This is a genomic window from Denitromonas halophila (assembly GCF_007625155.1).
Lineage (GTDB): Bacteria > Pseudomonadota > Gammaproteobacteria > Burkholderiales > Rhodocyclaceae > Nitrogeniibacter > Nitrogeniibacter halophilus.
Genome location: NZ_VMNK01000003.1, coordinates 87,762 through 111,070, shown reverse-complemented (window position 1 = coordinate 111,070; position 23,309 = coordinate 87,762). Strand labels below are relative to the sequence as shown.

Annotated in this window: 25 protein-coding genes and 1 other RNA gene; 18 read left to right on the top strand and 8 right to left on the bottom strand. The window is 64.8% G+C overall.

Annotation, left to right across the window (positions count from 1 at the left end; translation table 11 throughout):
- Positions 1 to 129 precede the first annotated feature (129 nt).
- The 5 genes from FHP91_RS02555 to FHP91_RS02535 all read left to right on the top strand — a co-directional run bounded on the left by FHP91_RS02555 (position 130) and on the right by FHP91_RS02535 (position 4,796).
- Positions 130 to 1,167, top strand: a complete 1,038-nt coding sequence (locus FHP91_RS02555; RefSeq protein WP_144176248.1) for a branched-chain amino acid ABC transporter permease — start codon at positions 130 to 132, stop codon at positions 1,165 to 1,167.
- Positions 1,164 to 3,008: a branched-chain amino acid ABC transporter ATP-binding protein/permease gene (locus FHP91_RS02550; protein WP_144308102.1), complete on the top strand. Its 1,845-nt coding sequence runs from the start codon at positions 1,164 to 1,166 to the stop codon at positions 3,006 to 3,008. Before FHP91_RS02555 ends, FHP91_RS02550 begins: the two co-directional genes overlap by 4 nt.
- Positions 3,005 to 3,763 (top strand): ABC transporter ATP-binding protein, encoded by a 759-nt coding sequence (locus FHP91_RS02545; RefSeq protein WP_391527557.1) that lies wholly within the window; start codon positions 3,005 to 3,007, stop codon positions 3,761 to 3,763. The genes FHP91_RS02550 and FHP91_RS02545 overlap by 4 nt, the downstream gene beginning before the upstream one ends.
- A gap of 187 nt (positions 3,764 to 3,950) precedes the next feature.
- A complete protein-coding gene (locus FHP91_RS02540) occupies positions 3,951 to 4,229 on the top strand; it encodes an HU family DNA-binding protein (RefSeq protein ID WP_144176245.1) in 279 nt (92 codons plus the stop codon).
- A gap of 123 nt (positions 4,230 to 4,352) precedes the next feature.
- Positions 4,353 to 4,796, top strand: a complete 444-nt coding sequence (locus FHP91_RS02535) for a MaoC family dehydratase (protein ID WP_144308101.1) — start codon at positions 4,353 to 4,355, stop codon at positions 4,794 to 4,796.
- Between the two features lie 47 nt (positions 4,797 to 4,843).
- Here FHP91_RS02535 and FHP91_RS02530 read toward each other — a convergent pair whose 3' ends face one another.
- Together FHP91_RS02530 and FHP91_RS02525 are read right to left on the bottom strand one after the other, a co-directional pair.
- Complete coding sequence (locus FHP91_RS02530; protein ID WP_144308100.1) at positions 4,844 to 6,139, bottom strand: acetyl-CoA hydrolase/transferase family protein; 1,296 nt, start codon at positions 6,137 to 6,139, stop codon at positions 4,844 to 4,846.
- A gap of 170 nt (positions 6,140 to 6,309) precedes the next feature.
- Complete coding sequence (locus FHP91_RS02525) at positions 6,310 to 7,704, bottom strand: DEAD/DEAH box helicase (RefSeq protein WP_144308099.1); 1,395 nt, start codon at positions 7,702 to 7,704, stop codon at positions 6,310 to 6,312.
- A gap of 253 nt (positions 7,705 to 7,957) precedes the next feature.
- Between FHP91_RS02525 and FHP91_RS02520 the strand changes: the two genes are divergently transcribed.
- From FHP91_RS02520 to FHP91_RS02495, 6 genes are all read left to right on the top strand, one after another.
- Positions 7,958 to 8,503 carry a YaeQ family protein gene (locus FHP91_RS02520; protein ID WP_144308098.1) on the top strand — a complete coding sequence of 182 codons (546 nt, stop codon included), beginning with the start codon at positions 7,958 to 7,960 and terminating at the stop codon, positions 8,501 to 8,503.
- Between the two features lie 68 nt (positions 8,504 to 8,571).
- Entirely contained in the window at positions 8,572 to 9,018 is a 447-nt protein-coding gene (locus FHP91_RS02515; protein ID WP_144308097.1) for a MarR family winged helix-turn-helix transcriptional regulator, read from the top strand.
- Positions 9,019 to 9,020: 2 nt separating this feature from the next.
- A complete protein-coding gene (locus tag FHP91_RS02510) occupies positions 9,021 to 10,253 on the top strand; it encodes an MFS transporter (RefSeq protein ID WP_246116198.1) in 1,233 nt (410 codons plus the stop codon).
- Positions 10,254 to 10,293: 40 nt separating this feature from the next.
- Entirely contained in the window at positions 10,294 to 10,629 is a 336-nt protein-coding gene (locus FHP91_RS02505) for a YggL 50S ribosome-binding family protein (protein WP_144308096.1), read from the top strand.
- Between the two features lie 372 nt (positions 10,630 to 11,001).
- Positions 11,002 to 12,696, top strand: a complete 1,695-nt coding sequence (gene leuA, locus FHP91_RS02500) for a 2-isopropylmalate synthase (protein ID WP_144308095.1) — start codon at positions 11,002 to 11,004, stop codon at positions 12,694 to 12,696.
- A gap of 250 nt (positions 12,697 to 12,946) precedes the next feature.
- On the top strand, positions 12,947 to 14,098 hold the full coding sequence (locus FHP91_RS02495; RefSeq protein ID WP_144308094.1) for a M48 family metallopeptidase: 1,152 nt from the start codon (positions 12,947 to 12,949) through the stop codon (positions 14,096 to 14,098).
- Between the two features lie 22 nt (positions 14,099 to 14,120).
- Here FHP91_RS02495 and FHP91_RS02490 read toward each other — a convergent pair whose 3' ends face one another.
- From FHP91_RS02490 to cbiB, 4 genes are read right to left on the bottom strand one after another with little or no spacing between them, the layout of a single operon-like run.
- Positions 14,121 to 14,927, bottom strand: coding sequence for a cobalamin-binding protein (locus FHP91_RS02490; RefSeq protein ID WP_144308093.1), 807 nt, complete (start codon positions 14,925 to 14,927; stop codon positions 14,121 to 14,123).
- Positions 14,927 to 15,820, bottom strand: a complete 894-nt coding sequence (locus tag FHP91_RS02485) for a cobalamin-binding protein (RefSeq protein ID WP_144308092.1) — start codon at positions 15,818 to 15,820, stop codon at positions 14,927 to 14,929. Before FHP91_RS02485 ends, FHP91_RS02490 begins: the two co-directional genes overlap by 1 nt.
- Before the next feature lie 9 nt (positions 15,821 to 15,829).
- Complete coding sequence (gene cobD / locus FHP91_RS02480; protein WP_144308091.1) at positions 15,830 to 16,822, bottom strand: threonine-phosphate decarboxylase CobD; 993 nt, start codon at positions 16,820 to 16,822, stop codon at positions 15,830 to 15,832.
- Positions 16,815 to 17,750, bottom strand: a complete 936-nt coding sequence (gene cbiB / locus FHP91_RS02475) for an adenosylcobinamide-phosphate synthase CbiB (RefSeq protein ID WP_144308090.1) — start codon at positions 17,748 to 17,750, stop codon at positions 16,815 to 16,817. Before cbiB ends, cobD begins: the two co-directional genes overlap by 8 nt.
- A gap of 67 nt (positions 17,751 to 17,817) precedes the next feature.
- Between cbiB and FHP91_RS02470 the strand changes: the two genes are divergently transcribed.
- The 4 genes from FHP91_RS02470 to ssrS all read left to right on the top strand — a co-directional run bounded on the left by FHP91_RS02470 (position 17,818) and on the right by ssrS (position 20,050).
- Positions 17,818 to 19,314 (top strand): cobyric acid synthase, encoded by a 1,497-nt coding sequence (locus tag FHP91_RS02470; protein WP_246116225.1) that lies wholly within the window; start codon positions 17,818 to 17,820, stop codon positions 19,312 to 19,314.
- A gap of 33 nt (positions 19,315 to 19,347) precedes the next feature.
- Complete coding sequence (locus FHP91_RS02465; RefSeq protein WP_144308089.1) at positions 19,348 to 19,542, top strand: hypothetical protein; 195 nt, start codon at positions 19,348 to 19,350, stop codon at positions 19,540 to 19,542.
- A gap of 5 nt (positions 19,543 to 19,547) precedes the next feature.
- Positions 19,548 to 19,844: a cell division protein ZapA gene (locus tag FHP91_RS02460; protein WP_144176231.1), complete on the top strand. Its 297-nt coding sequence runs from the start codon at positions 19,548 to 19,550 to the stop codon at positions 19,842 to 19,844.
- 24 nt (positions 19,845 to 19,868) lie between these two features.
- A non-coding RNA gene (gene ssrS, locus FHP91_RS02455) (6S RNA) lies at positions 19,869 to 20,050 on the top strand.
- Positions 20,051 to 20,083: 33 nt separating this feature from the next.
- Here ssrS and FHP91_RS02450 read toward each other — a convergent pair.
- Positions 20,084 to 20,542, bottom strand: coding sequence for a DUF1850 domain-containing protein (locus tag FHP91_RS02450; RefSeq protein WP_222105091.1), 459 nt, complete (start codon positions 20,540 to 20,542; stop codon positions 20,084 to 20,086).
- Between the two features lie 79 nt (positions 20,543 to 20,621).
- Here FHP91_RS02450 and FHP91_RS02445 point away from each other — a divergent pair, with 79 nt between their 5' ends.
- Both FHP91_RS02445 and FHP91_RS02440 read left to right on the top strand, forming a co-directional pair.
- A complete protein-coding gene (locus tag FHP91_RS02445; protein ID WP_144308088.1) occupies positions 20,622 to 21,101 on the top strand; it encodes an EVE domain-containing protein in 480 nt (159 codons plus the stop codon).
- The gene (locus FHP91_RS02440) at positions 21,091 to 21,900 is read left to right on the top strand and encodes a sulfite exporter TauE/SafE family protein (RefSeq protein WP_144308087.1); all 810 of its coding nucleotides are present in this window, start codon (positions 21,091 to 21,093) and stop codon (positions 21,898 to 21,900) included. Before FHP91_RS02445 ends, FHP91_RS02440 begins: the two co-directional genes overlap by 11 nt.
- Before the next feature lie 3 nt (positions 21,901 to 21,903).
- Here FHP91_RS02440 and FHP91_RS02435 read toward each other — a convergent pair whose 3' ends face one another.
- On the bottom strand, positions 21,904 to 22,683 hold the full coding sequence (locus tag FHP91_RS02435; protein WP_144308086.1) for an enoyl-CoA hydratase/isomerase family protein: 780 nt from the start codon (positions 22,681 to 22,683) through the stop codon (positions 21,904 to 21,906).
- 219 nt (positions 22,684 to 22,902) lie between these two features.
- Between FHP91_RS02435 and FHP91_RS02430 the strand changes: the two genes are divergently transcribed.
- Positions 22,903 to 23,304, top strand: a complete 402-nt coding sequence (locus tag FHP91_RS02430) for a DUF485 domain-containing protein (RefSeq protein WP_313791141.1) — start codon at positions 22,903 to 22,905, stop codon at positions 23,302 to 23,304.
- The last annotated feature ends 5 nt before the right edge of the window (positions 23,305 to 23,309 follow it).

The window sequence follows — 23,309 nt, the reverse complement described above, 5'->3', positions numbered from 1 at the left end:
ACGGCCGCGCGCGATGCCTGATCAAGTCCGCCCCTGCCGGTGCGCCGGTGGGGGCGGGTTCGAGTCGAGTCGGATCGGCGGCTCGCGGCGCGCAAGCGCTCGCGGCTGGCTGCACACGGGGTTCGTCCCATGGATTTGGAAATTGCAATGTTGCTCGGGCAGGACGGGGTAACCAACGGCGCGATCTACGCGCTGCTGGCCTTGGCCTTGGTGCTGGTGTTCGCCGTGACCCGGGTGATCTTTATTCCGCAAGGGGAGTTTGTCGCATATGGCGCGCTGACCCTGGCGATGATTGAAGCGGGGCGCCTGCCCGGCACGGTCTGGCTGCTGCTGGCGGCGGGTGTGCTGGTGGTGGCGCTCGACGGCCTGGACGCGCTGCGTCGGGGCGGCGTGGGGCGGCTGATGAAGGTGGTCGGCTGGAATATTGTTTACCCGCTCGCGCTGGTGGCCCTGATGCGCTTTGTGCCCACCGACACCTGGCCGCTGGCCGCCAAGGTGGCGTTGACCATGGCGGTGGTGGTGCCGCTGGGGCCGATGATCTACCGCGTGGCCTACCAACCGGTGGCCGAGGCCTCGGTGTTGATTCTGCTGATCGTGTCGGTGGCGGTGCACGTGGCCATGGTGGGGCTGGCCCTGCTGTTCTTTGGCGCGGAAGGTTCGCGCACATCGGCTTTTTCGGATGCCAGCTTCACGGTGGGCCCGATGATGGTGTCCGGCCAGTCGCTGTGGGTGATTGGCACCTCGCTGGCGCTGATCGTCGCGCTGGCCCTGTTCTTTGGTCGCACCATTTACGGCAAGGCCTTGCGGGCAACGGCGATCAACCGCGCCGGCGCACGGCTGATGGGGATCTCGCCCGCGCTGGCCGGCCGGCTCACCTTCATGCTGGCGGCGCTGATCGGTGCGCTGTCGGGCGTGTTGATCGCGCCGATTGCCACCATTTATTACGACACCGGCTTCCTGATCGGCCTGAAGGGCTTTGTGGCCGCCATCATCGGCGGCCTGGCGAGCTACCCGATCGCCGCGCTCGGTGCGATTCTGGTCGGCGTGCTCGAAGCCTTCTCCTCCTTCTGGGCCAGTGCCTACAAGGAAGTCATCGTATTTACCCTGATCATTCCGGTGTTGGTGTGGCGCTCACTGACCAGCCATCACGTGGAGGAAGACGAATGAGCACCCCCGCATCCTCTCGTGTGGCGACCTCGCCGGGTTCTGCCGGCGCCGGTTTGCTGCGTGTTTTGCCCTGGCTGTTGCTGGGCCTGTTGCTGCTGGTACCCGCGACCTTGTCGCCGTTCTATGTCACGCTGCTCAACTACATCGGCCTCTACGCCATGGTGGCGCTCGGGCTGGTGCTGCTCACCGGCGTGGGCGGGCTGACCTCCTTTGGTCAGGGCGCTTTTGTTGGTTTGGGCGCGTACACCACGGCCGTGCTGTCCACCAGCGAGACGCTGCCCGGCTGGATGGCCTGGGCCGGTGGCTCGCCATGGCTGGCGCTGGTGATTGGTCTGGTGCTGACCGCGGTGATCGCGGTGGTGCTCGGTTCGCTCACCCTCAAGCTGTCGGGCCACTACCTGCCGCTGGGCACCATCGCCTGGGGCATCAGCCTGTATTTCCTGTTCGGCACCATGGAGGTGCTCGGCGGCCACACCGGCCTGACCGGGATTCCGCCGATCAGCCTGTTTGGCTGGGAGCTGAATGAAGGCGGCGAGATCTTCTATTTGATCTGGGCCTTCCTGCTGGTGGCGATTCTGACCACCAGTAACCTGCTCGACTCGCGTGAGGGCCGGGCGATCCGGGCGCTCAAGGGCGGGCGGGTGATGGCCGAGTCGATGGGCGTGGATACCTCCCGTTCGCGCATGATCATCTTCGTCATCGCCGCGCTGCATGCCGCTGCCTCGGGCTGGTTGTATGCGCACATGCAGCGCTTTGTGAACCCCACGCCTTTCGGCCTGCACATCGGTATCGAGTTCCTGTTCATGGCGGTGGTCGGTGGTGCCGGCCATGTGTGGGGGGCGGTTATCGGTGCGGCCGTCATCACCATTCTCAAGCAGTGGCTGCAGGATCTTTTGCCTGCGCTGTTTGGCGCCTCGGGCAACTTCGAGGTGATCGTGTTCGGCGTGATGATGGTGATCATTCTGCAGCGCGCGCCCAACGGACTGTGGCCGATCCTCACCCACTGGTGGCCGGACGCCAACGCCAAGCGCAAGGTCGATGCCGGCGCGGCGCCGCTGCCGCGCCGGGAGATGCCCAAGGCTGGCGAAGTGCTGCTCAGTGCCATCGACGTGACCCGCAAGTTCGGCGGTCTGGTGGCTAACAACAAGATGAACCTGTCGGTCGCGGCGGGCGAGATTCTGGCGCTGATCGGCCCCAATGGCGCGGGCAAGAGCACCATGTTCAATCAGGTGTCGGGCGTGGATACGCCGACCTCAGGCGAGGTGTTGTTCCGCGGCCAGGATGTGGCCGGCAAGACCTCGCGCGAAGTGGCCCGTATGGGCATGAGCCGCACCTTTCAGCATGTGCGCCTGCTGGCCGACATGAGCGTGCTCGAGAACGTCGCGATCGGCACCCACATGCGTGGCAGCAAGTCGGTACTGCCGGCGGCCTGGCGACTGGACCGGGCCGAAGAGGCGCGACTGCTCGCCGAGGCGGCGCGCCAGATCGAACGCGTCGGGCTGGCCGAGCACATGTTTGACGCGGCCGGGTCGCTGGCGCTGGGGCAACAACGCATTCTCGAAATCGCCCGCGCCCTGTGCTCAGACCCTTGCTTGCTCCTGCTCGACGAACCGGCCGCTGGTTTGCGCTACCGCGAAAAGCAGATCCTCGGCGATTTGCTCAAGAAACTGCGCGGCGAGGGCATGGCGATTCTGCTGGTCGAGCACGACATGGACTTTGTGATGGGCCTGGTCGACCGGGTGGTGGTGATGGAGTTTGGCGAGAAGATTGCCGAAGGCCTGCCGGAAGAGGTGCAGAAGAATCCGGCGGTGCTCGAGGCGTATCTGGGCGGGGTGGCATGATGGCGAATATTCTGGAGGTGAAGGATCTGTGCGTGTCTTACGGCAAGGTCGAGGCGCTGCACAACGCCAACCTCACCGTGGGCGAGGGCCAGATCGTGACCGTCATCGGTCCCAATGGCGCGGGCAAGACCACACTGCTGTCGGCCATCATGGGCGTGCTGCCCTCGCGTGGCGAGATCACGTTCGATGGCGCGGTCGAGCGTGTGCCCGAAGTGGAACGCATGGTTTCGCGCGGAATGAACCTCGTGCCCGAAAAGCGCGAGCTGTTCGGCGAAATGAGTGTCGAGGACAACCTCGTGCTCGGCGCCTTCCAGCGCTATCGCATGGGGCTGCGCGACCATGCCGGAACCATGGAGGAGGTGTATGCGCTGTTCCCGCGGCTCAAGGAACGGCGCAGCCAGATGGCGGGAACGTTGTCGGGGGGCGAGCGCCAGATGCTGGCGGTCGGCCGCGCCTTGATGGCCCGGCCCAAGCTGCTGATGCTCGACGAACCCAGCCTCGGATTGGCACCGCTCATCGTCCGTGAGATCTTTCGGATCATCGGCGAACTGCGTAAACGGGGTGTTTCCATCCTGCTGGTCGAACAAAATGCACGTGCTGCACTGCAAGTGGCGGACGAGGCTTATGTGCTCGAAACCGGGGAGGTGGCGATGAGCGGGCCGGCCCGGCAACTGGCTGACGACCCGCGTGTAATCGAGGCCTATCTGGGGCTCGGTGGCAAGCATCAGGACCGGCTGGCAGTGACCGGTGAATGATGCTGCAGTGCAGCAGCAAAAAAATAATTGATATGCACGGGTTGACGTTCACGTACAACACGTAAAAATATGCGTCCCAAATCCCTGAATCCGCGTCAATCCTTGCATCCGGCGACGCATTGCTCGAATGTTCGGTGCTAGAATCGGCAGCAGGAAATAACCCTTCCACTCCTATCCGAGGATCAACATGAACAAAGGTGAATTCGTCGAAGCCCTGGCCGACCGTATGGACGTGTCGCGCGCTCAAGCTGACCGTGCAGTGTCCGCCGTGCTCGACATTATTGCGGAAGAGCTCGCCAAGGGCGGCAAAGTGGCGTTCACGGGTTTCGGCTCCTTCGAAGTGTCGAAGCGCGCTGCCCGTACCGGCCGTAACCCGCAGACCGGCGCGACCATCAAGATCGCCGCCTCCAGCGTGCCGAAGTTCTCCGCTGGCGCGACGCTGAAAGCCGCTGTCAACGGCAAGTAATCCCAGCGATTACGCAGTTCAGAAAGACCCGGCCTTGGCCGGGTTTTTTCTTGTCATGCGTCCCGCGTCGATCCGCCGCAGCAACACATGGCATGAAGATCACAACCCACAGGGAGCACACCGATGGCTGAGACCAATTTTGAAGAATTCTACGGGCACAGCTTTGAAGACCTGACGGTCGGCATGAGCGCCGCCTATGGCCATACCGTGACCGAAGCGGACATCCTGCTGTTTGCTGGCGTGTCGGGCGACACCAATCCGGTGCACCTCAACGAGGAACTGGCGGCGGCGTCGATGTTTGGCGGCCGGATCGCTCACGGCATGTTGTCGGCCAGTTTTATTTCTACCGTGTTCGGCACCCGTCTGCCGGGCCCGGGCTGCATCTACCTGTCACAGACCCTGAAGTTCAAGGCGCCGGTGCGCATTGGCGACACCGTGGTGGCGCGGGTGACCGTCAAGTCGCTCACCCCCGAAAAGCGCAAGGCACTGTTCGATACGGTGTGTACGGTGGGCGAGACCGTGGTGCTGACCGGCGAAGCCGAAATCATGGTGCCCAAGCGCGACTGATCGGTTGTTGCGCGTCCCACCCGAAAAAGCGGGTGGGACGTGTGTGCTCAGCGCAGTTTCAGCGCCCGGGCCTGGTCGCGCAGCTCGCCCCGGAAGTCCGGGTGGGCAATGTTGATCAGCGCTTCGCAGCGTTGGTGAGCGCTCTTGCCGCGCAGTTGTGCCACACCGTATTCAGTCACCACGTAGTTGATGTCGTTCTTGCTGGTGGTGACATGCGTGCCCGGCGTCAGCGTCGGCACGATGCGCGAGATGCTGCCCCCCTTGGCCGTCGAGGGCAGCACGATGAAGGCCTTGCCGTCACGCGAGCGATTGGCGGCGCGCACAAAGTCGACCTGACCGCCGGTGCCTGAATAGGGCCGAGTGCCCAGACTCTCCGATCCGCACTGGCCCAGCATGTCGATCTGCATGGTCGCGTTGATGGCGACCAGCTGGTCGTTGCGTGCCGCAATGTAGGGGTCGTTGGTGAATTCGACCGGGTGCATTTCCAGTGCCGGGTTGCGGTGCATGAAGCGATAGAGCTTCTGCGAGCCGAGTCCGAAGGTGGCGACCATCTTGCCGGGCATGAAGGTCTTCTTGCGGTTGGTCACCGCGCCCGCTTCGAGCAGCGTCAGAATACCGTCGCCGATCATTTCGGTGTGAATGCCCAGATCGCGCTTGTGCTTGAGCTGCATCACCACCGCATCGGGGATGCCGCCATAGCCGATCTGCAGCGTCGACCCGTCGTCGATCAGGTCCGCTACATATTTACCGATGGCTTCCTGCACCGGCCCGATCTCGGGCAGGCCGACTTCCAGCAACGGGTCCTGGCTTTCGACCAGGGCGCTGACCTGGGAGATGTGCACATGGCAATCGCCGAAGGCGAAGGGCACGTTGGGATTCACCTCCAGCACGATCACACGCGCCTTTTTAACGGCGGCCATGGTGTAGTCTGGTGCCAGCGCGAGCGAAAAGTAGCCGTGCTCATCCATCGGCGAGGCGAGCGAAAAGACGACGTCGGACGGGGTCAGCCCGCGTTCGATCAGTTGCGGTAGTTCCGAGAAATACGCCGGCACAAAGTCGATCCATCCGGCCTGCCCACCGGGGCGTGACGCGCCGCCGAAAAAGTAGGCGCTATGACGAACATGGCCGAGCGTGGTTTCGTCGAAATAATCGAATTTGCGCAGCGGCAGGATCTGGCTGACCACGACGCCGTTGAGTGACCGGCGCTGGTCCGACAAGGCGGTGAGCAGCGCCGGCGGTTCGCCCACGCCGGTCGGGACGATGATGGTGTCGCCGTCGCGCACCAGGGCGATGGCGTCGGCGGCGGTGCAGGTTTTCTGCGTGTAGTGCTCGAGATGGTTCATTTCACGGCTCCCTCCGAAAATGTGTGCATTGCAGCATCTACGGGAGAGTATAACGCGAACATACGCCGCCGTATGGCGCGAATGTCATTTGGTATGCGTGCGCAAACACAAACGCCGGCGCAAGGGCCGGCGTTTGTGTTTAAGGCGGACGGCGTGTCGCCGCCGGATGCTTAGTCCGAGTTGCCAAAGCGGCGCGGACGGGCGTCACGGCCCTGGGCGCCCAGGCTGCGGCCGGCCGGCTTGTCTCGACCCTGACCCTGCGCGTCGCGCGGGGCGCGCTGCGGGTGGGCGGGGCGCTTGCTGTCGGCGTTGCGAGTGTTCTGGCTGTCCGGGTTGGCGCGACCGTGTCGATGACCATTGCGCTGCGACGGGGCCTTGGCATCACGCGGCGGACGTTGGCGCGATGTACGGGTTTCGTCGACAGTGAATCCGGCCACCACGATGCGTTCGATGGGGGCGTTGATGACCCGTTCGATGGCGCGCAGCTGCTTCATTTCATTGTCCGGGCAGACCAGCGACACGGCCTTGCCTTCGGCGCCGGCACGACCAGTGCGGCCGATGCGGTGCACATAGTCTTCGGGCACGTTCGGAAGTTCAAAGTTCACCACCATTGGCAGCGAATCCACGTCGATGCCGCGGGCGGCGATGTCGGTGGCGACCAGCACTTGGAGCTTGCCGCGCTTGAACTGGTCCAGCGCGCGGGTGCGGGCGTTTTGCGCCTTGTTGCCGTGCAGGGCCGCGGTCGGGATGCCGGCGCGGGTGAGCTGCTCGGACAGGCGGTCGGCGCCGTGCTTGGTGCGGCTAAAGACCAGCACCTGGAACCATTGCTGTTCCTGGATGAGGTGGATCAGCAGATCACGCTTGCCGCTTTGCGGGACCATCATCAGCGACTGGTCGACCCGCTCGGCGGTGGTGTTGCGCGGCGCCACATCGACGCTCACCGGGTTGGTCAGCAGGCTGTTGGCCAGGCCACGGATGTCGTCGTTGAAGGTGGCAGAGAACAGCAGGTTCTGACGCTTGGCCGGCATCTTGTCCATGATCTTGCGAATGTCGCGGATGAAGCCCATGTCGAGCATGCGGTCGGCTTCGTCGAGCACCAGGATCTCGATGTCCGACAGGCTCAGGTTGCCCTGGCTGATGTGGTCGAGCAGACGGCCCGGTGTCGCCACCAGGATATCGACCGGGCGGCGCAGGGCCTTGCTCTGGCCGAACACACTCACGCCGCCATACACAGCGAAGGAGCGCAGCGGCAGGTGCTGGCCGTAGGTGCGGACCGACTCATCGACCTGGGCCGCGAGTTCGCGGGTGGGGGTCAGGATGAGGGCGCGCGGACGACCGGTGCGGGTGCGCTGGGCGGTTTCCATCAGACGGTGCAGGATCGGCAGCGCGAAGCTGGCGGTCTTGCCGGTGCCGGTCTGGGCGGCGGCGAGCAGGTCGCCACCGGCCAATACGGCCGGAATGCCTTTGGTCTGAATCGGGGTCGGGGTGGTGTAGCCTGCGTCGGTGAGGGCGCGCAAGAGGGGTTCTGCCAGCCCAAGGGCGGCAAAGGTGTTTTCGGATTGCATTGTGTTCTGCTCCAGCGACGGCCTGTCGCTGTGTTGAGCGACACCAATCAAGGCTGGCGGGGGAAGTGGGCGTGCGAACGTGTATCGCTGCGCCCAGGTTGAATGATTCTGGCCGGTACGCTGATTGGTCGACGCGTACGGGAGGCCGGATGATAACGGATATCGTCTTGCTATTGGGGATTATTTTGCAGTGCGGCATTCCATTGCGGCTGCATCTGCGTACCATGTCGCCTTTTCCCGGGGCGGCGCTGGCATGGCACTCAAATCCACCGTTTTCAAGTTTCAGCTGCAGATCGCGGATCTGGATCGTCACTATTACGCTGACCACGCGCTGACCCTGGCGCGCCACCCCTCCGAGACCGATGTGCGGCTGGTGTCGCGGGTGCTTGCCTTTGCCCGTCAGGCCGACGAGCGCCTGTCGATGACCAGCGCGCTGTGCGATCCAGACGAGCCGGATCTGTGTCTGGCCAGTCTGGACGGGCGGATCGAACGCTGGGTCGACGTCGGTCAGCCGGATGCGCGTCGCATCATCAAGGCCGCCGGGCGGGCCGACCAGGTGACGATTCACCCCTATGCCGGCGCATCGTCGCTGCTGTGGTGGCAGGGCGTGCAGCGCGAGCTGGCGCGCTTGCGAAAGCTTGAGGTGATTGCGTTCCCCGAGCCCGAACTCAAAACGCTGTCAGCGTCGCTGGTGCGCACCACGGCCTGGCAGATTACGGTGCAGGACGGCATTCTGGCGGTGTCTGGCGATCATGGCTGCGTGAGCGTTGAACCGGACACCTGGCGCAGCAACACCTGAAAATTGTCCTCGCCCTGATGGGCGGCTTCGCGCTATAACGTGCATATGCACTTATTAAGAACTCAGCCATGATCGCGTCGCTGCCGCCGCTGGCTTGTACCGGCGCCCGCCTTCGCCGCCTGACCCGTCGGGTGACGGTGTTCTACGAGCAATACCTGCGCACGGTCGGCTTGCGCCTCACCCAGTACTCGCTGCTCGCACATCTTGAGTTGGAGCCGCAGCCGCTGCAGAGGCTGGCCGAGAAGCTGGAAATGGATCGCACCACACTGACCCGCGGGATCAAGCCGCTGGTGGCTGCGGGGTGGATTGTTCAAACCCCCGGTGCGGACGCCCGCCAGCGCTTGCTCGCGCTGAGCCCGGAGGGCGTTGAATTGCGTGCGCGTGCTCGCGAGGTGTGGGCGCGCGCGCAGCTTGAACTGGAGGCGGTGATGGACCGCGACTTTGTGGCCGAACTCAATCTGAACCTGGACGCGGCGCTGCTGCGCCTGAAGCCGGCCTTGCCGGAGGACAACTGAGCATGCGCTGGCGCGACGATCCTGGCATGCGGCAATGGGGCCTGGTGCTGGCGGCGGCCGGCCTGCTGGCAATCACCATGGGCGGGCGGCAGACGCTCGGTCTGTTCGTGTCGCCGATCAACACGTCCACCGGGCTCGGCATCACGGCCATCAGTTTCGCGATGGCGGTGGCGCAGTTCGTGTGGGGGGCGATCCAGCCCGTGGCCGGCGCAGTGGCCGACCGCTATGGGCCGGGGCGGGCGCTGGCGGTCGGCATCATTCTGATGGCGGCTGGTGCGGCCCTGACGCCGATGATGCATTCGAGCATCGGCATGGTCTTTTCGATCGGCTTCCTGATGGCGGCTGGCTCGGGGGCCGGTAGCTTTTCGGTCTTGATCGGCGCCGCGTCGCAGCGCTTGCCGGCGCATCGCCGGGGGATGGCCTCCGGGGTGATCAATGCTGGCGGCTCATTCGGACAGTTTGTGTTTGCGCCGCTGATGCAGAAACTGATTGGCGTGTTCGGCTGGATGGGCGCGATGTACTCCCTGGCCGTGATCACGCTCGTTGCCTTGCCGATGGCGCGGCTGCTTCGCGGGCGGCCGGCGCCAGTTGCCAGCGTGAGCGCGACCGAGGCGCCACCGCCCGAGCGGGGCATGCGCGCCACGCTGAGCGATGCGTTCCGCGATCGCAGCTACCTGCTGGTGCATGCCGGTTTCTTTACCTGCGGCTTCCATATCGCGTTTCTGGTGACTCACCTGCCGGGCGAGGTCGACCTGTGCGGCCTGCCGGCGCAGGTGGCGAGCTGGTCGCTGGCGATCATCGGGCTGGCTAATATCGTGGGCAGTCTCTATGCCGGTTGGTGCGTCCAGCACTATCGCAGCAAATACATCTTGTTCTGGATGTATGCCTCGCGTGCTGTGTTGGTGGCGCTCTATCTGCTCGCGCCCAAGACGGAGATGACCTTCTATATCTTTGCGGCAGGCTTGGGCTTTACCTGGTTGGCGACGGTGCCGCCCACGGCGGGAGTGGTGGGCAAGCTCTTCGGCACGCGCTATTTGGCCACCCTGTTCGGCATGACTCTGCTGAGCCATCAGATCGGTGGATTTCTGGGCGCCTGGCTGGGGGGCATTGCCATTACTCAGACCGGCGACTACCAGTGGATGTGGTACGCTGACATCGCCTTGGCAGCACTGGCGGCGGTGGCGAATCTGCCCATCCGCGAGCCGCGCATCGAGCCTCGGCTACAGCCGGCGTGAGCCGGTTTTTTCGTAGTTTGTAATTCAGGAGTGTGTCCGAATGAGTAAGCGGCGTAGTGCTCGCCTGCGCAAGAAATTGTGCGTTGGAGAGTTCAAGGAACTGGGGTTTGATCTCGATCTGAGCTTCCCCGACACAGCGGACGAGGCGTCGGTGGATGCTTTTTATGAGGCTTTTTTCAACGAAGCCATCGACCCGGCCGGGTTGATTTACGGCGGTGGCGACGACAGCGGCTTCGTGTGCTGCGCTGGTCGCGGCTCGGTCACCCCGGAGCAACGCGCCGCCGTCGAGCAGTGGCTGTCCGGCGCCAAGGTGTTGGCCGACTATCGTGTTGGCGATTTGGTCGACGCCTGGTACCCCGGTATCAACGGGATTTAAGCCAGATTGCGGTCGGGGTGTTGACAGTCAATGCCCCGGCCCGTTAGTTTGCACCCATGATTTCGCAACAGACCCGCCTCGCCATCGTCTCGATGGTCGCCTGCCATACCGCGCTCTGCGGTCTGGGTCTGCTGCTGCGCGCCCCGCGCAGCTAACCTTTACCCCCTTCCTGTTGTGACCCCGCCGCCGCTCACCGAGTGGTGTGATGCCATGCTTGGCGCCTTGCGCCCCTGGAGCGACCATGCTTCCGAACCCTCGATTTGATCTGCGACTGCCAACCGGTAACCGGGCCGCGAAGCCGTGGCCGCCCGGTTGCCGTGACGGCCACCCGAATTCGAAAGATGTGTTGCAAAAATTGAGGAGTGATTTCCGATGTTGAACGACCCGAGTCAAAAATACCCTGCCTTCAATTCCTTCCCGGACGGCCAGCCCTGGCGCGACCGGACCTGGCCCGACGTGACGCTGACCCATCCGCCGGTCTGGATGAGTACCGATCTGCGCGACGGCAACCAGGCCTTGTTCGAGCCGATGAACGCCGAGCGCAAGCAGCGCATGTTCAAGACGCTGGTGGCGGTCGGCTTCAAGGAGATCGAGGTTGGCTTTCCGTCGGCCAGTCAGACCGATTTTGATTTCGTGCGCGCCCTGGTCGACAGCGGCGACGTGCCCGATGATGTGACCATCGAGGTGCTCACCCAGGCGCGTGAATCCTTGATTCGCCGTACCTTTGAGTCGGTGCGCGGGGCGCGGCGCGCGATCATTCATTTTTACAACGCGACGGCGCCGAACTTCCGCCGCATCGTGTTCGATCAGGACCGTGCCGGCGTCAAGCAGATCGCCGTTGAGCATGCGCGCCTGATCCGCGAGTTGGCCGCCACCCAGCCCGACACCGAGTTTGTTTTTCAGTACAGCCCGGAAGTCTTCACCGGCACCGAAATCGACTTCGCCGTTGAGGTGTGCAACGCGGTGATCGCCGAGTGGGTACCGACCCCCGAGCGGCCGTGCATCATCAATCTGCCGGCCACGGTGGAGATGAGCACGCCGAACATCTACGCCGACCAGATCGAATGGATGAGCCGCCATCTCGACCGGCGCGATGCCGTGGTCTTGTCGGTGCATCCGCACAATGATCGCGGCACCGCCGTGGCCGCGGCGGAGCTGGCGGTGATGGCCGGCGCCGACCGCGTCGAAGGTTGCCTGTTCGGCAACGGCGAGCGCACGGGCAACGTCGACCTCGTGACGCTGGCACTCAATCTCTACAGCCGGGGCGTGCATCCGGGGCTCGATTTCTCGTGCATCAACGAAATCGCCCGCACCGTCGAGCACTGCACCCAGTTGCCGATCCACCCGCGTCATCCCTATGTCGGCGATCTGGTGTTTACCGCCTTTTCGGGCTCGCATCAGGACGCGATCAAGAAAGGCCTGGCTGTGCAGCAACCCGATGCCCCGTGGGCCGTGCCCTATTTGCCGGTCGACCCGGCCGACCTGGGCCGCAGCTACGAATCGGTGATCCGGGTGAATAGCCAGTCGGGCAAGGGCGGCATCGCCTATCTGCTTGAGGCCGAATATGGACTGGTGATGCCGCGGCGCCTGCAGGTGGCGTTCTCGAATGCCGTGCAGGCGGTCACTGACGACACCGGTCGAGAGATGCGGGCTGAGGACTTGTGGACCATCTTTACCGAAACCTACCTCGAAAACAGCGAGCGGGTGGCCTATGCTGAGCATCATCTCTTTGAGCATGGTGAGCAACAGGGTATCCAGCTGGGGGTGACGCGTGGTGGTCAGCACGAAGCCTTGCGCGGTATCGGCAACGGGCCGATCGATGCGGCGCTGCATGCGCTGGCGCCGGATGCGCGTTTGCTTGGCTACGAGGAGCGGGCGATCGGTCAGGGCTCTGATGCACGCGCGGTGGCCTTCATCGAGTTGCAAGGCGAAGGCGCGGCTGGCGCGGTGTTCGGGGTCGGGATTGACGGCAGTATCGTCACCGCCTCGGTGAAGGCGATTGTCTCGGCGGTGAATCAGCTGGAGCAACGCGCAGGGCTGGAAGCGGATGTGAAGAAGCGCGCCTGAGGCGAGCGAGAGGGAGGGGCGGGCGGCCATCGGGTCGCCCGTTTCTTTTCTGGGCACGGCGCGGCGTGTGTGAAATCGGCGGTGTTGTTTATGCCATATGCAGGAACGCCCTAATGGCGGGGGGAGTGGGGTGGCGGATAGCATGATGTCATATGCTGTTCGGTCGACAAGGGGTGGCTACGTCTAAAGTCGTATTTTTATTGTCATTTCAATCGTTTACAGTGAGCCCTCCTCGGACCTACCGGACGCCATGACGCGTATTCGCCCCCGATCTTCTGCCACGGTTCGCCGTCTGGCTCGCCGCCTGTCCTGGCGCGCGGCTGGGGCGCTGACCGTGCTGGCACTGGCATCCATGGTCAGTGTTGGCGTTGCCGTGGTGCTGATGATTGCCGTGGTGCCGGCGTCGGTCGGGACGCCCATGCTGCAGATCGGTGTGGCGGGTTTGGCTGCGGCGCTGGTCTGGGGGGCGGTGCGAATCGTCCGCTGGTTGCTGGTGCCGGCGCCGCGCGCTGAAGGGGTGCGGATTGATCGACACGCCGCGCCGGCCTTGTACCGGCTGCTCGACAACCTCGCCGAGCGCATGGGCGCCGAAAGCATTCAGACCATCCGTATCTCGTCCGAAATGAACGCTGCCGTTTTCCAGCGCCCGCGCTGGGGCTACTGGGGCGCGATGGACACCACCTTGATCATCGGGCTGCCGCTGGTGCACAGCGTGTCGCCGCGCCAACTCGCTGCCATCCTGGCGCATGAGCTGGCCCACCTCAATCGACAGCGCGGCGGCTGGCCCGCCTGGGGCGCACATGTGCGCGCCTGGTGGCACCGTGTGTGTGAGCGGATTGCGGCCGAAGACAGCTGGCTGGCGCAGTGGGTCGATCGTGGTTTTGCGCGCTGGGCCGAGGCCGACCTGATGGCCGCCGTACGCCTCAACCATCTCGAAGAATACGAAGCCGATCGGCTGGCCGCCCGTATCGTCGGCAGCAAATTGCTGGGCGATACGCTGGTGGAAGTGGCCATGAAGGCCAACTTCATTGAAACCGATTACTGGGGTGCGGTGATGTCGCAGGCCGCCGAAATGCCGCGTCCCAGCCTGCGCCCCTTCCGCGACATGGGGATGGGCGTGGCGGCGGGTTTTCACGCAGCGCCGCAGCACCGCGCGCTGCATTCGCTGGTGTGCGAGGACAGCGGCCTGTGCTTTCATCCCACGCTGACCGATCGCCTGGTGGCCCTGGGCGTGGCCCCCCGCGTGCCTGAGCCGGACGCGCACACTGCGGCCAGTCACTATCTGCAGCGATCGCTGCCGCGTTTGTCCCGTGTGCTGGATCGGCGCTGGTGGCGGGCCGCGCGTCAGGACTGGCGCCGCTATTACGCGAGCACCATGCTCGGTTCGGGCGAGCGCGATTAGTCCGGCGCGTGGCGCAGCTGCGTCAGATTGCCGAGACGCGGTCAAGCGCGTCAGCAATGGCCGGCAGACCGGCTTCGATGGCGACCATGCCCGGCGACAGGATCAGCGCTGATTTGATTTCGTGAATGCGCTGTTGGCGAACGGCCTCCAGCGCGTCCCAGCCGGGCCGCCCGGCGATCTGCTCGGCCCGTACTTTCTTACCGCACCACGAGGCCAGAATGATGTCCGGCTGCCGTGCGATCACCTCGGCGCCATCGGCGATGATGCGGGCGCTGGCGCCGGGCGCGGTGGCTTGCTCGCCAAACACGTCCTCGCCGCCGGCCACGGCGATCAGTTCGGACACCCAGCGGATGCCGCAGATCATCGGCGTATCCCATTCTTCGAAATAGACCCGTGCTCGCCGGCCGAGTCGTACGATGCGGGCATCGCCAGCGCGGCGGGCAGCGTCGAGTTGGGCGTCGAGCTGCGCCACCAGCGCATCGGCCCGCGCCTGCGCGCCGACCAGGGCGCCGACGGTGGTGATCATGGCCAGGATGCCGGCGATGTCACGCTGGTTGAACACATGCACGGCGATGCCGGCGCGAATCAGGTCGCGGCAAATGTCCGCCTGCATGTCGGAGAACGCCAGCACCAGGTCGGGGCGCACCGCCAGAATCTTGTCGATGCGCGCGCTGGAAAAACCGCTGACCTTGGGCTTTTCCTTGCGCGCTCGGGCGGGGCGTACCGTAAAGCCGGAGATGCCGACAATGCGGTCGGCTTCGCCCAGCGCATACAGCACCTCGACCGTTTCAGTTGACAGGCAGACGATGCGTTGCGGGTGGTGCGACATCAGGGCGTGCGCTTGCCGCGGGCGGTATCGAGGTGGCGGCAGAGCCTATCTGCGCCATCGAGAATGCGCGGGGTGTGGCGCTGGATGAGGTCAGGCGGCACAAAGAACAGGTTGTTTTGTTGCACGGCGGTCAGGGTGGGCCATTTGCGCCATTCATCCAACCACTCGGGGCGCGACTCGCCCATGCCGCTGGCGACGATGGCTTCGGGGTTGCTGGCCAGCACCGCCTCGACGCCGATCTTGGGTGCCAGCACATCGAGGGTGTCGAACACATTGTGGCCACCGCACAGGCGGATCACATCCGAGATCAGGTGGTGGCCGTTGATGGTCATCAGCGGCTGGTTCCAGATCTGGTAGAACACCGGCACCGGCGGGCGGCTGCCGTAGTCGTCGCGCAGGCGATTGCGATGGGCCACGAAGGCGTCGGCGGCGCGATTGGCCTCGCCTTGCGTGCCGGCCAGAATACCGATCTGACGGAGCGAGTGGGCGACCGCATCAAGGCTGCGCGGCTCGTTGATATACACCGGCAGACCCAGCGCGCGCAGGCGTTCGAGTTGGGTGGCGGGGTTGCCGCTGCGCCAGCCGATGACCACGTCCGGCTTGAGCGCCGCGACCGCCTCCAAGTCGATTCGCACATAGCTGCCGACGCGTTTGACTGCGCGCGCCTCGACCGGATAGTCGCTGTAATCGACCGCGCCGACCAGCGCGTGACCGGCGCCGGCGGCGTAGATCAGCTCGGTGACATGTGGCGCCAGCGAGACGATGCGCCTTGCCGGGGTGGGCAGGGCGACCGACTGGCCCACGTCGTCGGTGACGGTGAGTTGCGCATGTGCCGGCAGGCCGGGGAGCAGCAGGGCGAGCGTGAGGATCAGGGCGGAAAAGCGAAAAGTCATGGGCAAAGATTACTCCAGTGAGTGTCCGTCGCGCCGGGCGCGAGAGAGCGCGGCGTCGAGCCGTCGCCAGCCGGCTTCGTCTGGCGGCAGGCCAACGCGCAGCGCCGCCGGGGTGTCGAAAGCGCGCACCAGAATTGCCTCGCGCGCCAGGGCGTTTTGCCATGGGCGGGCGGTGGCGGTATGAAGGGTTTTGAACAGCGCCGGGCCGGCAGGGGCTGCGCCGTGGTGCTTGAGCAGCGCCGCCATGCGTGCGCCGTCGGTGGCGAGCGCGGCGCGCATGTGGTGTTGCCAGGCGGTGTCGCTGAGCGCCTGACGGGCGATGTCTTGCGCAGGGGCGCTGATCGTCCATGGGCCGAGGTGACTGGCGAGCGCATGGCGTACCGCCGGTTCGGCCAGCACGAAACCCACCCGTGCGCCAGCCAGACCGAAAAACTTGCCCAGCGAGCGCAGGATCACCAGTCCGGGCGCGCCGGCGAGCGGGGCGAGGCTGTCGGCGGGGGCGGTGTCGATGAAGGCTTCGTCCACGATCAGCGTACCGCCGCGCCGCGCCAGCCGGCGGTGCCAGCCGATGAGTTGCGCGCGGTCAAAGTGCTCGCCGGTCGGGTTGTTGGGCTGTACCAGCAACAGCGCGTCCAGGGTGTCGACAGCGGCGTCGATGGTGTCTGCGCTCAGCCACATGATGTCGCGGTGTCGCCAGGCATGCGCGTGCTCGGCGTAGCTGGGCGCCAGCATGCCGACGCGGGGTGCGCGGAGCACCGCCGGCAAGGCCTGGATGGCGGCCTGGCTGCCCGCGACTGGCAATAGCTGGTCGCTGCCGTAATAGGCGGCGGCCGCGGCCAGCAGGCCGGCGTCGGGTTCGGGCAGGCGATGCCACACGCTGGCCGGCGGCGCGATCAGCGGATAGTGCGTGGGGTTGATGCCGGTGGACAGATCCAGCCAGTCGGCGACCGGGATGCCGTAACGTGCTGCCGCCGCGCGCAGACCGCCGCCGTGCTCAAGCATGGGGCAGCCCCCAAGCGATGGCGCCTGCGAGTAGGCTGATTCCGATCCATAAGGCCAGCGAGCGATTGACCAGCGCGATGGCGGCAAACAGGCTGTTTGCATCCGGCGCGCTGCCGCTGCCCAGCGGCGGGCGTTGCGTCATCGCGCCATGGTAGGGCGCCTCGCCGCCGAGCTGCACGCGCAGGGCGCCGGCGCCGGCGGCCATCACCGGCCCGGCGTTCGGGCTCTTCCAGCCCGGCCCCTGGTGTCGCCAGCAATGCAGGGCGTGGCGGGTGTGGCCGAGCAGGGCATAGCTGAGTGCCGTCAGCCGGGCGGGCAGCCAGCCGAGCACATCGTCGACACGCGCGGCGAGGCGGCCAAAGTGCAGATAGCGCTCGGTGCGATAGCCCCACATCGCGTCCAGGGTGTTGGCCAGGCGGAACAGCACTGCGCCCGGCCCGCCCGCGACGAGAAACCAGAACAAGGTGCCGAAGATGGCGTCGTTGCCGTTCTCCAGGACCGACTCGGTGCCGGCGGCGGCGACTTGCGTCGGGTTGAGCGCGGCGGTGTCGCGCGAGACGATCCAGCCGACGCGTCGGCGGGCTTCGGCCAGATCGCCCGCCTGTAGCGGTACGGCCACGGCGTGGGCGTGTTCGACCAGCGAACGCGCGCCGAGGGCAAACCACAGCAGACCGACGTCGATGGCGATTGCCAAAAGCCCGCCGTGCACGCGCAGCCACGCGGCGGCAAGCACCCACGGCAACACGGCCAGCGCCCACGCCAGCGCGCCGCGTGCAATGCGATGCCCGGGGCGGTTGAGTCGCCGCTCCAGCCAGGTCGCCAGCGTGCCGAAGCCGACCAGCGGGTGGTAGCGTCGCGGCTCGCCCAACAAGCGGTCGAGCAGCACACCGGCGACGAGGGCGAGGGTCAGGTGAGTGAAGGGGGGCATGGCAAATGCACGGCGCGCGGCCGCTTGCGGGATAATCCAATGCTTTTCGAGAACGGGATTGTACGTGATGCATGATTGCGCCAGCTTGATGGTTCAGGGCACCACCTCCGACGCAGGCAAGACCACCCTGGTCGCCGGCCTGGCCCGCCTGCTGGCGCGCGGGGGTTGCCGCGTCGCGCCCTTCAAGCCGCAGAACATGGCACTCAACTCGGCGGTGACCGCCGACGGTGGCGAGATCGGCCGGGCGCAGGCGCTGCAGGCGTTGGCCGCGGGCGTCACGCCGCACACCGACTTCAACCCGGTGCTGCTCAAGCCCGCCACCGACATCGGCGCGCAGGTGATCATCCACGGCCAGGTGGTGTCGACGCTGTCGGCCAAGGACTACCACCAGTACAAACCGACAGCTATGGCGGCGGTTATGCAGAGCTGGGCGCGTCTGACGGCCGCCTATGACTGCGTGCTGATCGAAGGTGCAGGTAGTCCCGCCGAGATCAATCTGCGCGACCGCGACATCGCCAACATGGGCTTTGCCGAGGCGGCGGATTGCCCGGTGATTCTGGTGGCCGATATCGACCGCGGCGGTGTGTTTGCACATCTGGTCGGTACGCTGGAGCTGCTCTCGCCGAGCGAGCAGGCGCGGGTGAAGGGCTTCATCATCAATCGTTTTCGGGGCGATATCAGCTTGCTGCAGTCGGGGCTGGACTGGCTGGAGGCGCGCACCGGGCGGCCGGTGATCGGCACGCTGCCCTACCTGCACGGCTTGTTTCTGGATGCGGAAGACGCGCTGGGCGATGCGCGGATCGACAAGGGCGAAATCGCGCTGCGCGTGGTCGCCCCCGCTTTTCCGCGCATTTCGAACCACACTGATCTGGATGCGCTGCGCCTGCACCCGCAGGTCGATTTTTGCTGGGTGGGGCCGGGTCAGCCGATTCCGCCAGCGGATCTGATCGTGTTGCCAGGCTCCAAGAGCGTGCGCGCGGACCGTGAATGGATGGTAGGGCAGGGCTGGGACGCAGCGATTCAGCGCCATCTGCGCTACGGCGGCAAAGTGGTCGGCATTTGTGGGGGCTTTCAGATGCTTGGCAAAGAAATGCGAGATCCCCAAGGCGTTGAGGGGGCGCCGGGTAGCAGCACCGGGCTGGGCATCTTCGATATGGAAACGACGCTCGAGGCGGTCAAGCAACTGCGTAATGTGAGCGGCCGCTTGTGCTTCGGCGGCGAGGCGGCCATGACGGGCTACGAAATCCACATGGGTGTGAGCCGCGGTGCGGCGTTGGCGCGCCCGGCGGTACGTTTCGACGACGGGCGAAGCGATGGCGCGATCAGTGACGACAACCAGGTGCTTGGCAGCTACGCCCACGGCCTCTTCGATGCACCCGAAGCGCTGGCGGCGCTGCTCGCCTGGGCGGGGGGGCAGGCGGCGCAACCGATGGATGTGGCGGCGCGACGCCAGGCCGATCTGGACCGTCTGGCCGATTGTCTTGCCGAGCATCTCGACCTCGACCGCCTCGCCGCGTGCTTTGGCCCGGCGCATGAAAACGCCATCCGTGCATACGTTGCTTGACCTCGACCGGCCCGGCTCACTACCATCTGATCCATGGACGCCGAACTCGACCACCTCCAGCAGCAACTGGAAGAACTGATCCGCTACTTCGATGCGCAGAAGCAGGAGAACCGCGAGCTCAAATCGCGGATCGCCACGCTGCAGACCGAGAACAAGCGACTGGCCGCAAAGGTCGATGCCGCCTTGCGTGGCGTCAGTGCCGTGCTCGAAACCCTGCCCGAGAGCTGAACGACATGGACACACTCGACATTATTCTGCTGGGCAAGGAATACCGGGTCGGCTGCGCGCCGGAAGACCGCGAGGGCCTGCAGGCCGCAGTACAAGTGCTGGAAGGTAAATTGTCCGAACTGGGCGGAAAAACCGGAGCCACGGGCGAAAAGCTGGCCGTGATGACCGCCCTGAATATTGCACATGAATATCTTCAGTTTCAGCGCTCAGGAGGGTTTGACATGCCGGGCATGAAGCGTAAGATTGATTCCATGAATTCGCGCCTGGACGATGTCCTGGCGCAACAGGAAAAGTTGTTCTGAGAGCCCGTCGGGCTGTCTAAGATCAATCCCCTGCGGTGTTCGCGTCGGCCGTTGATTCCTTGAACCAATGTCATGCGACACGGTTGCTAACCGCTACGATTGCTGTTGTGCGCATCCCTTGCTGGATGTGCCTGAAGCGTCAGGTACAGCGACCACCTGAACCCTAGGTTCAGGATGCCCGGTCGGGTCGGCATCGCGGGGGACCTACACAAGAGGGTGTGGCCAAGGCCACGCCCTTTTTATTTTTGTGCGGCCGTTTCGCAGGCGTGGATTTCGATGCGTGCGATCTCGGGCAAACCCGGCAGCCAGTCGACCAGCGCCTGACAGCGGCCCGTCGCGCACAGGGTGTAGCCGGCAGTAAAAGGCGAGTGGGTCAGGGCCAGCGCCGGTTCTCGGCGCGCGACGCGGTAGTGCCACACGCCGTCGACCAGGCGGGCGCCCGGCGCGGGCTCCATGCCGGCGCCCGAGCCCAGCACCCGTGCTTCGTCCAGCACCATCTGGCCGGCGTCGAGGCGCCAGTCTTCTTCCCAGCGGGTCTTTTCGATGGAATGCATCCAGGTGAGCGTGAAGCGCGTGTCCGGCAGTGTCTGGCTGGGGACGCCTTCGCTGCTCAGGCACAGTTGTGGCGTTGCGACGGTGGCCGGGTGGGTGCAGGCGGCCAGGAGCATCGTGGCGAGCATGGGGAGGCGTTGGCGCATGGGCGAATGCTAGTCGCTCGACCGGCCCGGCTCAAGCGGCGCGCTGGTAAAGTAGCGGCCTGACCCGCGGGAGCCCGCCATGCGCTACTGGCTGATGAAATCCGAACCGGACGATTGCTCAATCGACGACCTGGCGGCAATGCCGGAGCAGACCGTGGCCTGGTACGGTGTGCGCAACTACCAGGCGCGCAACTTCATGATGAATCAGATGGCTGTCGGCGACCGGGTGTTGTTCTATCACGCGAGTTGCCCTGAACCGGGTATTGCCGGCATCGCGCAGGTGGCTTCGCCGGCCTACCCGGACGCAACGCAGTTCGATTCGTCGAGCCGGTTTTTCGACCCCAAGTGCCGGCCCGAGCAACCGCGCTGGTTCAATGTCGATGTGCGCTTCGTGCGCAAGACACGCCTGATCGGCTTGCCCGAATTGCGCGACACGCCCGAACTGGCCAACATGCGCGTGCTGGCCCGCGGCAACCGCTTGTCGATCACGCCGGTGGATCCGGATGAATGGCGCTTTATTACTGAAACGATGCTGGAACTGAAGACTGATGAGCTTTGATCTGTGGTGGCTGTCCTATCCCCTGCTCGGGGCCTTCGTCGGCTTTTTCGCCGGGCTGCTTGGGGTGGGCGGCGGCGGCATCATGGTGCCGGTTCTGGCCTCACTGTTTGCCGCGCAGGGCTTCCCCGCTGACAAGCTGGTGCACATGGCGCTGGGGACCTCCATGGCCGGCATCGTGATGACATCGGTGGCGAGCTTGCGTGCGCATCATCGTCATGGCGCGGTGCGCTGGGATGTGGTGCGCTTCATCACACCGGGCATTCTGGTGGGCACTTTCGGCGCCACCTTCATCGCCTCGCAGGTGGCATCCAGGCCGCTGGCGATCTTTTTTGCCTGCTTCATGGCGTATGTATCGACTCAGATGCTGCTCAACATCAAGCCCAAGCCCAGCCGGGCCTTGCCTGGCCCGGTCGGGATGAGCGGGGTGGGGCTGGGTATCGGTGGCATTTCGGCGCTGGTGGCGATCGGTGGCGGCTCCTTGTCGGTGCCGTTCATGACCTGGTGCAATGTGAAGATGCAGAACGCGATTGGCACCTCGGCGGCCATTGGTCTTCCGATCGCGCTGGCCGGGACGCTTGGCTATGTCGTCAATGGCTGGGGGGCCGAAGGCACGCCGGCCTATACCGCGGGTTTCATCTACTTGCCGGCGCTGGTCCTGATTACCGCGGTCAGCATGTTCACCGCGCCGGTCGGCGCACGGCTGGCACACCGGCTGCCGGTGGCGACGCTGAAGAAGATCTTCGCCGGCGTGCTCGTTGTCCTGAGCCTGAAGATGCTGCACAGCGTCTTCGGCGCATGAGACCTATTTGCCTGTGAATTGCGGTTTGCGCTTCTCGAAAAAGGCGCGAATCCCTTCGCGGTAGTCTTCCGTCGCCAGGAAGTCGAAGGCTGAACGCTTCTCCGCTTCGCTGAGTGGTCGGTCGTGGGTCAGGCGTAGCGCCCAGTGCTTGTGCCAGCGCGCAACCAGCGGCGCGCCCGCACTGATGCGGGTGGCGGTTTCGTCGGCTTCGGCAAACACCTGATCGTCGCTGACGACGCGGCTGAGCAGGCCTTTGGCCAGGGCTTCGTGCGCGTTGAAGATCCGGCCTTCGAGCAGAATCTCCAGTACGACCGCCGGCCCGACCAGGGCCAGCAGCCCCGCCATTTCACCGGGATACATCGAGAAGCCGAGCCGGTTGATCGGCGCGCCGAAGCGTGCTGATTCGCCGGCAATGCGAATGTCGCAGCAGCCGGCGATCTCCAGCCCGCCGCCAATGCAGGCGCCTCGGATGGCGGCGACGGTCGGGATCGGGCTTTGCTGGATGGCCTCCAGCGCGGCCGCGACCAGTGTGTCGTGGTAGTGCAAGGCGTCGTCAATGGTGGCCCGGACGGTCTGGAACTCTTCGATATCTCCGCCGGCGGCAAATGCGTCGTCGCCTTCGCCACGCAGGATGATGCATCGAACGTCAGGATTGCTGCCGGCGCGTTCGAGTGCAGCGCGCAGCGCGGTCCACATGCCGGCGTCAATCGCGTTGAGCTTTCCCGGGTGGCTCAGGCTGATGGTCAATGCCGGGCCATTCATACGCTCAATGACTACTCCCATGATTGATCTCCATCAAGAATTTGTGCGTCGCAGCACGCTGAAGCACCACCGTTTGTCGGCTAAATTCAAAGAGTTGCTGCATGTGCAAAAAAAACCCATACGCACTAGTATGGCGGAGTGAAGATGATATATCATCCGGCCAGCAACATGACCGCGGTCTAAGTCGCGGCAAATAATATTGGGCCGTTATTGGACCGAGGATGTTCGCACGTGGTGCCGATGGCATGCGTGCAGACCTGCAAGGCCGGCGCGCCCCTGCACCATTTTTTTAATGGTTTTTTTGGGAAGGGAGGTCGCAGCATGTCTAGCATTGCCTATGCTCGCATTCGCAACAACCCGCAGTTCGCTCAGTTGGTGGCTGCACGAGGGCGTTTTGCTTGGTTTCTGTCAGCGATTGTATTCATCGTTTTCTTCAGCTTCGTGTTGGCCGTGGCGTTCGCGCCGGACTTCCTCGCGCAGCGTCCGTTTGCCAGCAGCAACGTCACGATCGGCATCCTCGCCGGTTTGTTCCAGTTCATCGTGTTTTGGGTGTTGACGCTGGTCTATGTGCGCCGCGCCAATGGTGAGTTCGATGACCTGAACAAGGCCGTCCTCGATGCCGCTTCGCGGGAGGACAAATGATGCGT

Excerpts from the sequence above, each read along its gene's own strand:
- FHP91_RS02555 (WP_144176248.1), top strand. The coding sequence starts at position 130 with ATGGATTTGGAAATTGCAATGTTGCTCGGGCAGGACGGGGTAACCAAC.
- FHP91_RS02550 (WP_144308102.1), top strand. The coding sequence starts at position 1,164 with ATGAGCACCCCCGCATCCTCTCGTGTGGCGACCTCGCCGGGTTCTGCC.
- FHP91_RS02545 (WP_391527557.1), top strand. The coding sequence starts at position 3,005 with ATGATGGCGAATATTCTGGAGGTGAAGGATCTGTGCGTGTCTTACGGC.
- FHP91_RS02540 (WP_144176245.1), top strand. The coding sequence starts at position 3,951 with ATGAACAAAGGTGAATTCGTCGAAGCCCTGGCCGACCGTATGGACGTG.
- FHP91_RS02535 (WP_144308101.1), top strand. The coding sequence starts at position 4,353 with ATGGCTGAGACCAATTTTGAAGAATTCTACGGGCACAGCTTTGAAGAC.
- FHP91_RS02530 (WP_144308100.1), bottom strand. The coding sequence starts at position 6,139 with ATGAACCATCTCGAGCACTACACGCAGAAAACCTGCACCGCCGCCGAC.
- FHP91_RS02525 (WP_144308099.1), bottom strand. The coding sequence starts at position 7,704 with ATGCAATCCGAAAACACCTTTGCCGCCCTTGGGCTGGCAGAACCCCTC.
- FHP91_RS02520 (WP_144308098.1), top strand. The coding sequence starts at position 7,958 with ATGGCACTCAAATCCACCGTTTTCAAGTTTCAGCTGCAGATCGCGGAT.
- FHP91_RS02515 (WP_144308097.1), top strand. The coding sequence starts at position 8,572 with ATGATCGCGTCGCTGCCGCCGCTGGCTTGTACCGGCGCCCGCCTTCGC.
- FHP91_RS02510 (WP_246116198.1), top strand. The coding sequence starts at position 9,021 with ATGCGCTGGCGCGACGATCCTGGCATGCGGCAATGGGGCCTGGTGCTG.
- FHP91_RS02505 (WP_144308096.1), top strand. The coding sequence starts at position 10,294 with ATGAGTAAGCGGCGTAGTGCTCGCCTGCGCAAGAAATTGTGCGTTGGA.
- leuA (WP_144308095.1), top strand. The coding sequence starts at position 11,002 with ATGTTGAACGACCCGAGTCAAAAATACCCTGCCTTCAATTCCTTCCCG.
- FHP91_RS02495 (WP_144308094.1), top strand. The coding sequence starts at position 12,947 with ATGACGCGTATTCGCCCCCGATCTTCTGCCACGGTTCGCCGTCTGGCT.
- FHP91_RS02490 (WP_144308093.1), bottom strand. The coding sequence starts at position 14,927 with ATGTCGCACCACCCGCAACGCATCGTCTGCCTGTCAACTGAAACGGTC.
- FHP91_RS02485 (WP_144308092.1), bottom strand. The coding sequence starts at position 15,820 with ATGACTTTTCGCTTTTCCGCCCTGATCCTCACGCTCGCCCTGCTGCTC.
- cobD (WP_144308091.1), bottom strand. The coding sequence starts at position 16,822 with ATGCTTGAGCACGGCGGCGGTCTGCGCGCGGCGGCAGCACGTTACGGC.
- cbiB (WP_144308090.1), bottom strand. The coding sequence starts at position 17,750 with ATGCCCCCCTTCACTCACCTGACCCTCGCCCTCGTCGCCGGTGTGCTG.
- FHP91_RS02470 (WP_246116225.1), top strand. The coding sequence starts at position 17,818 with ATGCATGATTGCGCCAGCTTGATGGTTCAGGGCACCACCTCCGACGCA.
- FHP91_RS02465 (WP_144308089.1), top strand. The coding sequence starts at position 19,348 with ATGGACGCCGAACTCGACCACCTCCAGCAGCAACTGGAAGAACTGATC.
- FHP91_RS02460 (WP_144176231.1), top strand. The coding sequence starts at position 19,548 with ATGGACACACTCGACATTATTCTGCTGGGCAAGGAATACCGGGTCGGC.
- FHP91_RS02450 (WP_222105091.1), bottom strand. The coding sequence starts at position 20,542 with ATGCGCCAACGCCTCCCCATGCTCGCCACGATGCTCCTGGCCGCCTGC.
- FHP91_RS02445 (WP_144308088.1), top strand. The coding sequence starts at position 20,622 with ATGCGCTACTGGCTGATGAAATCCGAACCGGACGATTGCTCAATCGAC.
- FHP91_RS02440 (WP_144308087.1), top strand. The coding sequence starts at position 21,091 with ATGAGCTTTGATCTGTGGTGGCTGTCCTATCCCCTGCTCGGGGCCTTC.
- FHP91_RS02435 (WP_144308086.1), bottom strand. The coding sequence starts at position 22,683 with ATGGGAGTAGTCATTGAGCGTATGAATGGCCCGGCATTGACCATCAGC.
- FHP91_RS02430 (WP_313791141.1), top strand. The coding sequence starts at position 22,903 with ATGGCATGCGTGCAGACCTGCAAGGCCGGCGCGCCCCTGCACCATTTT.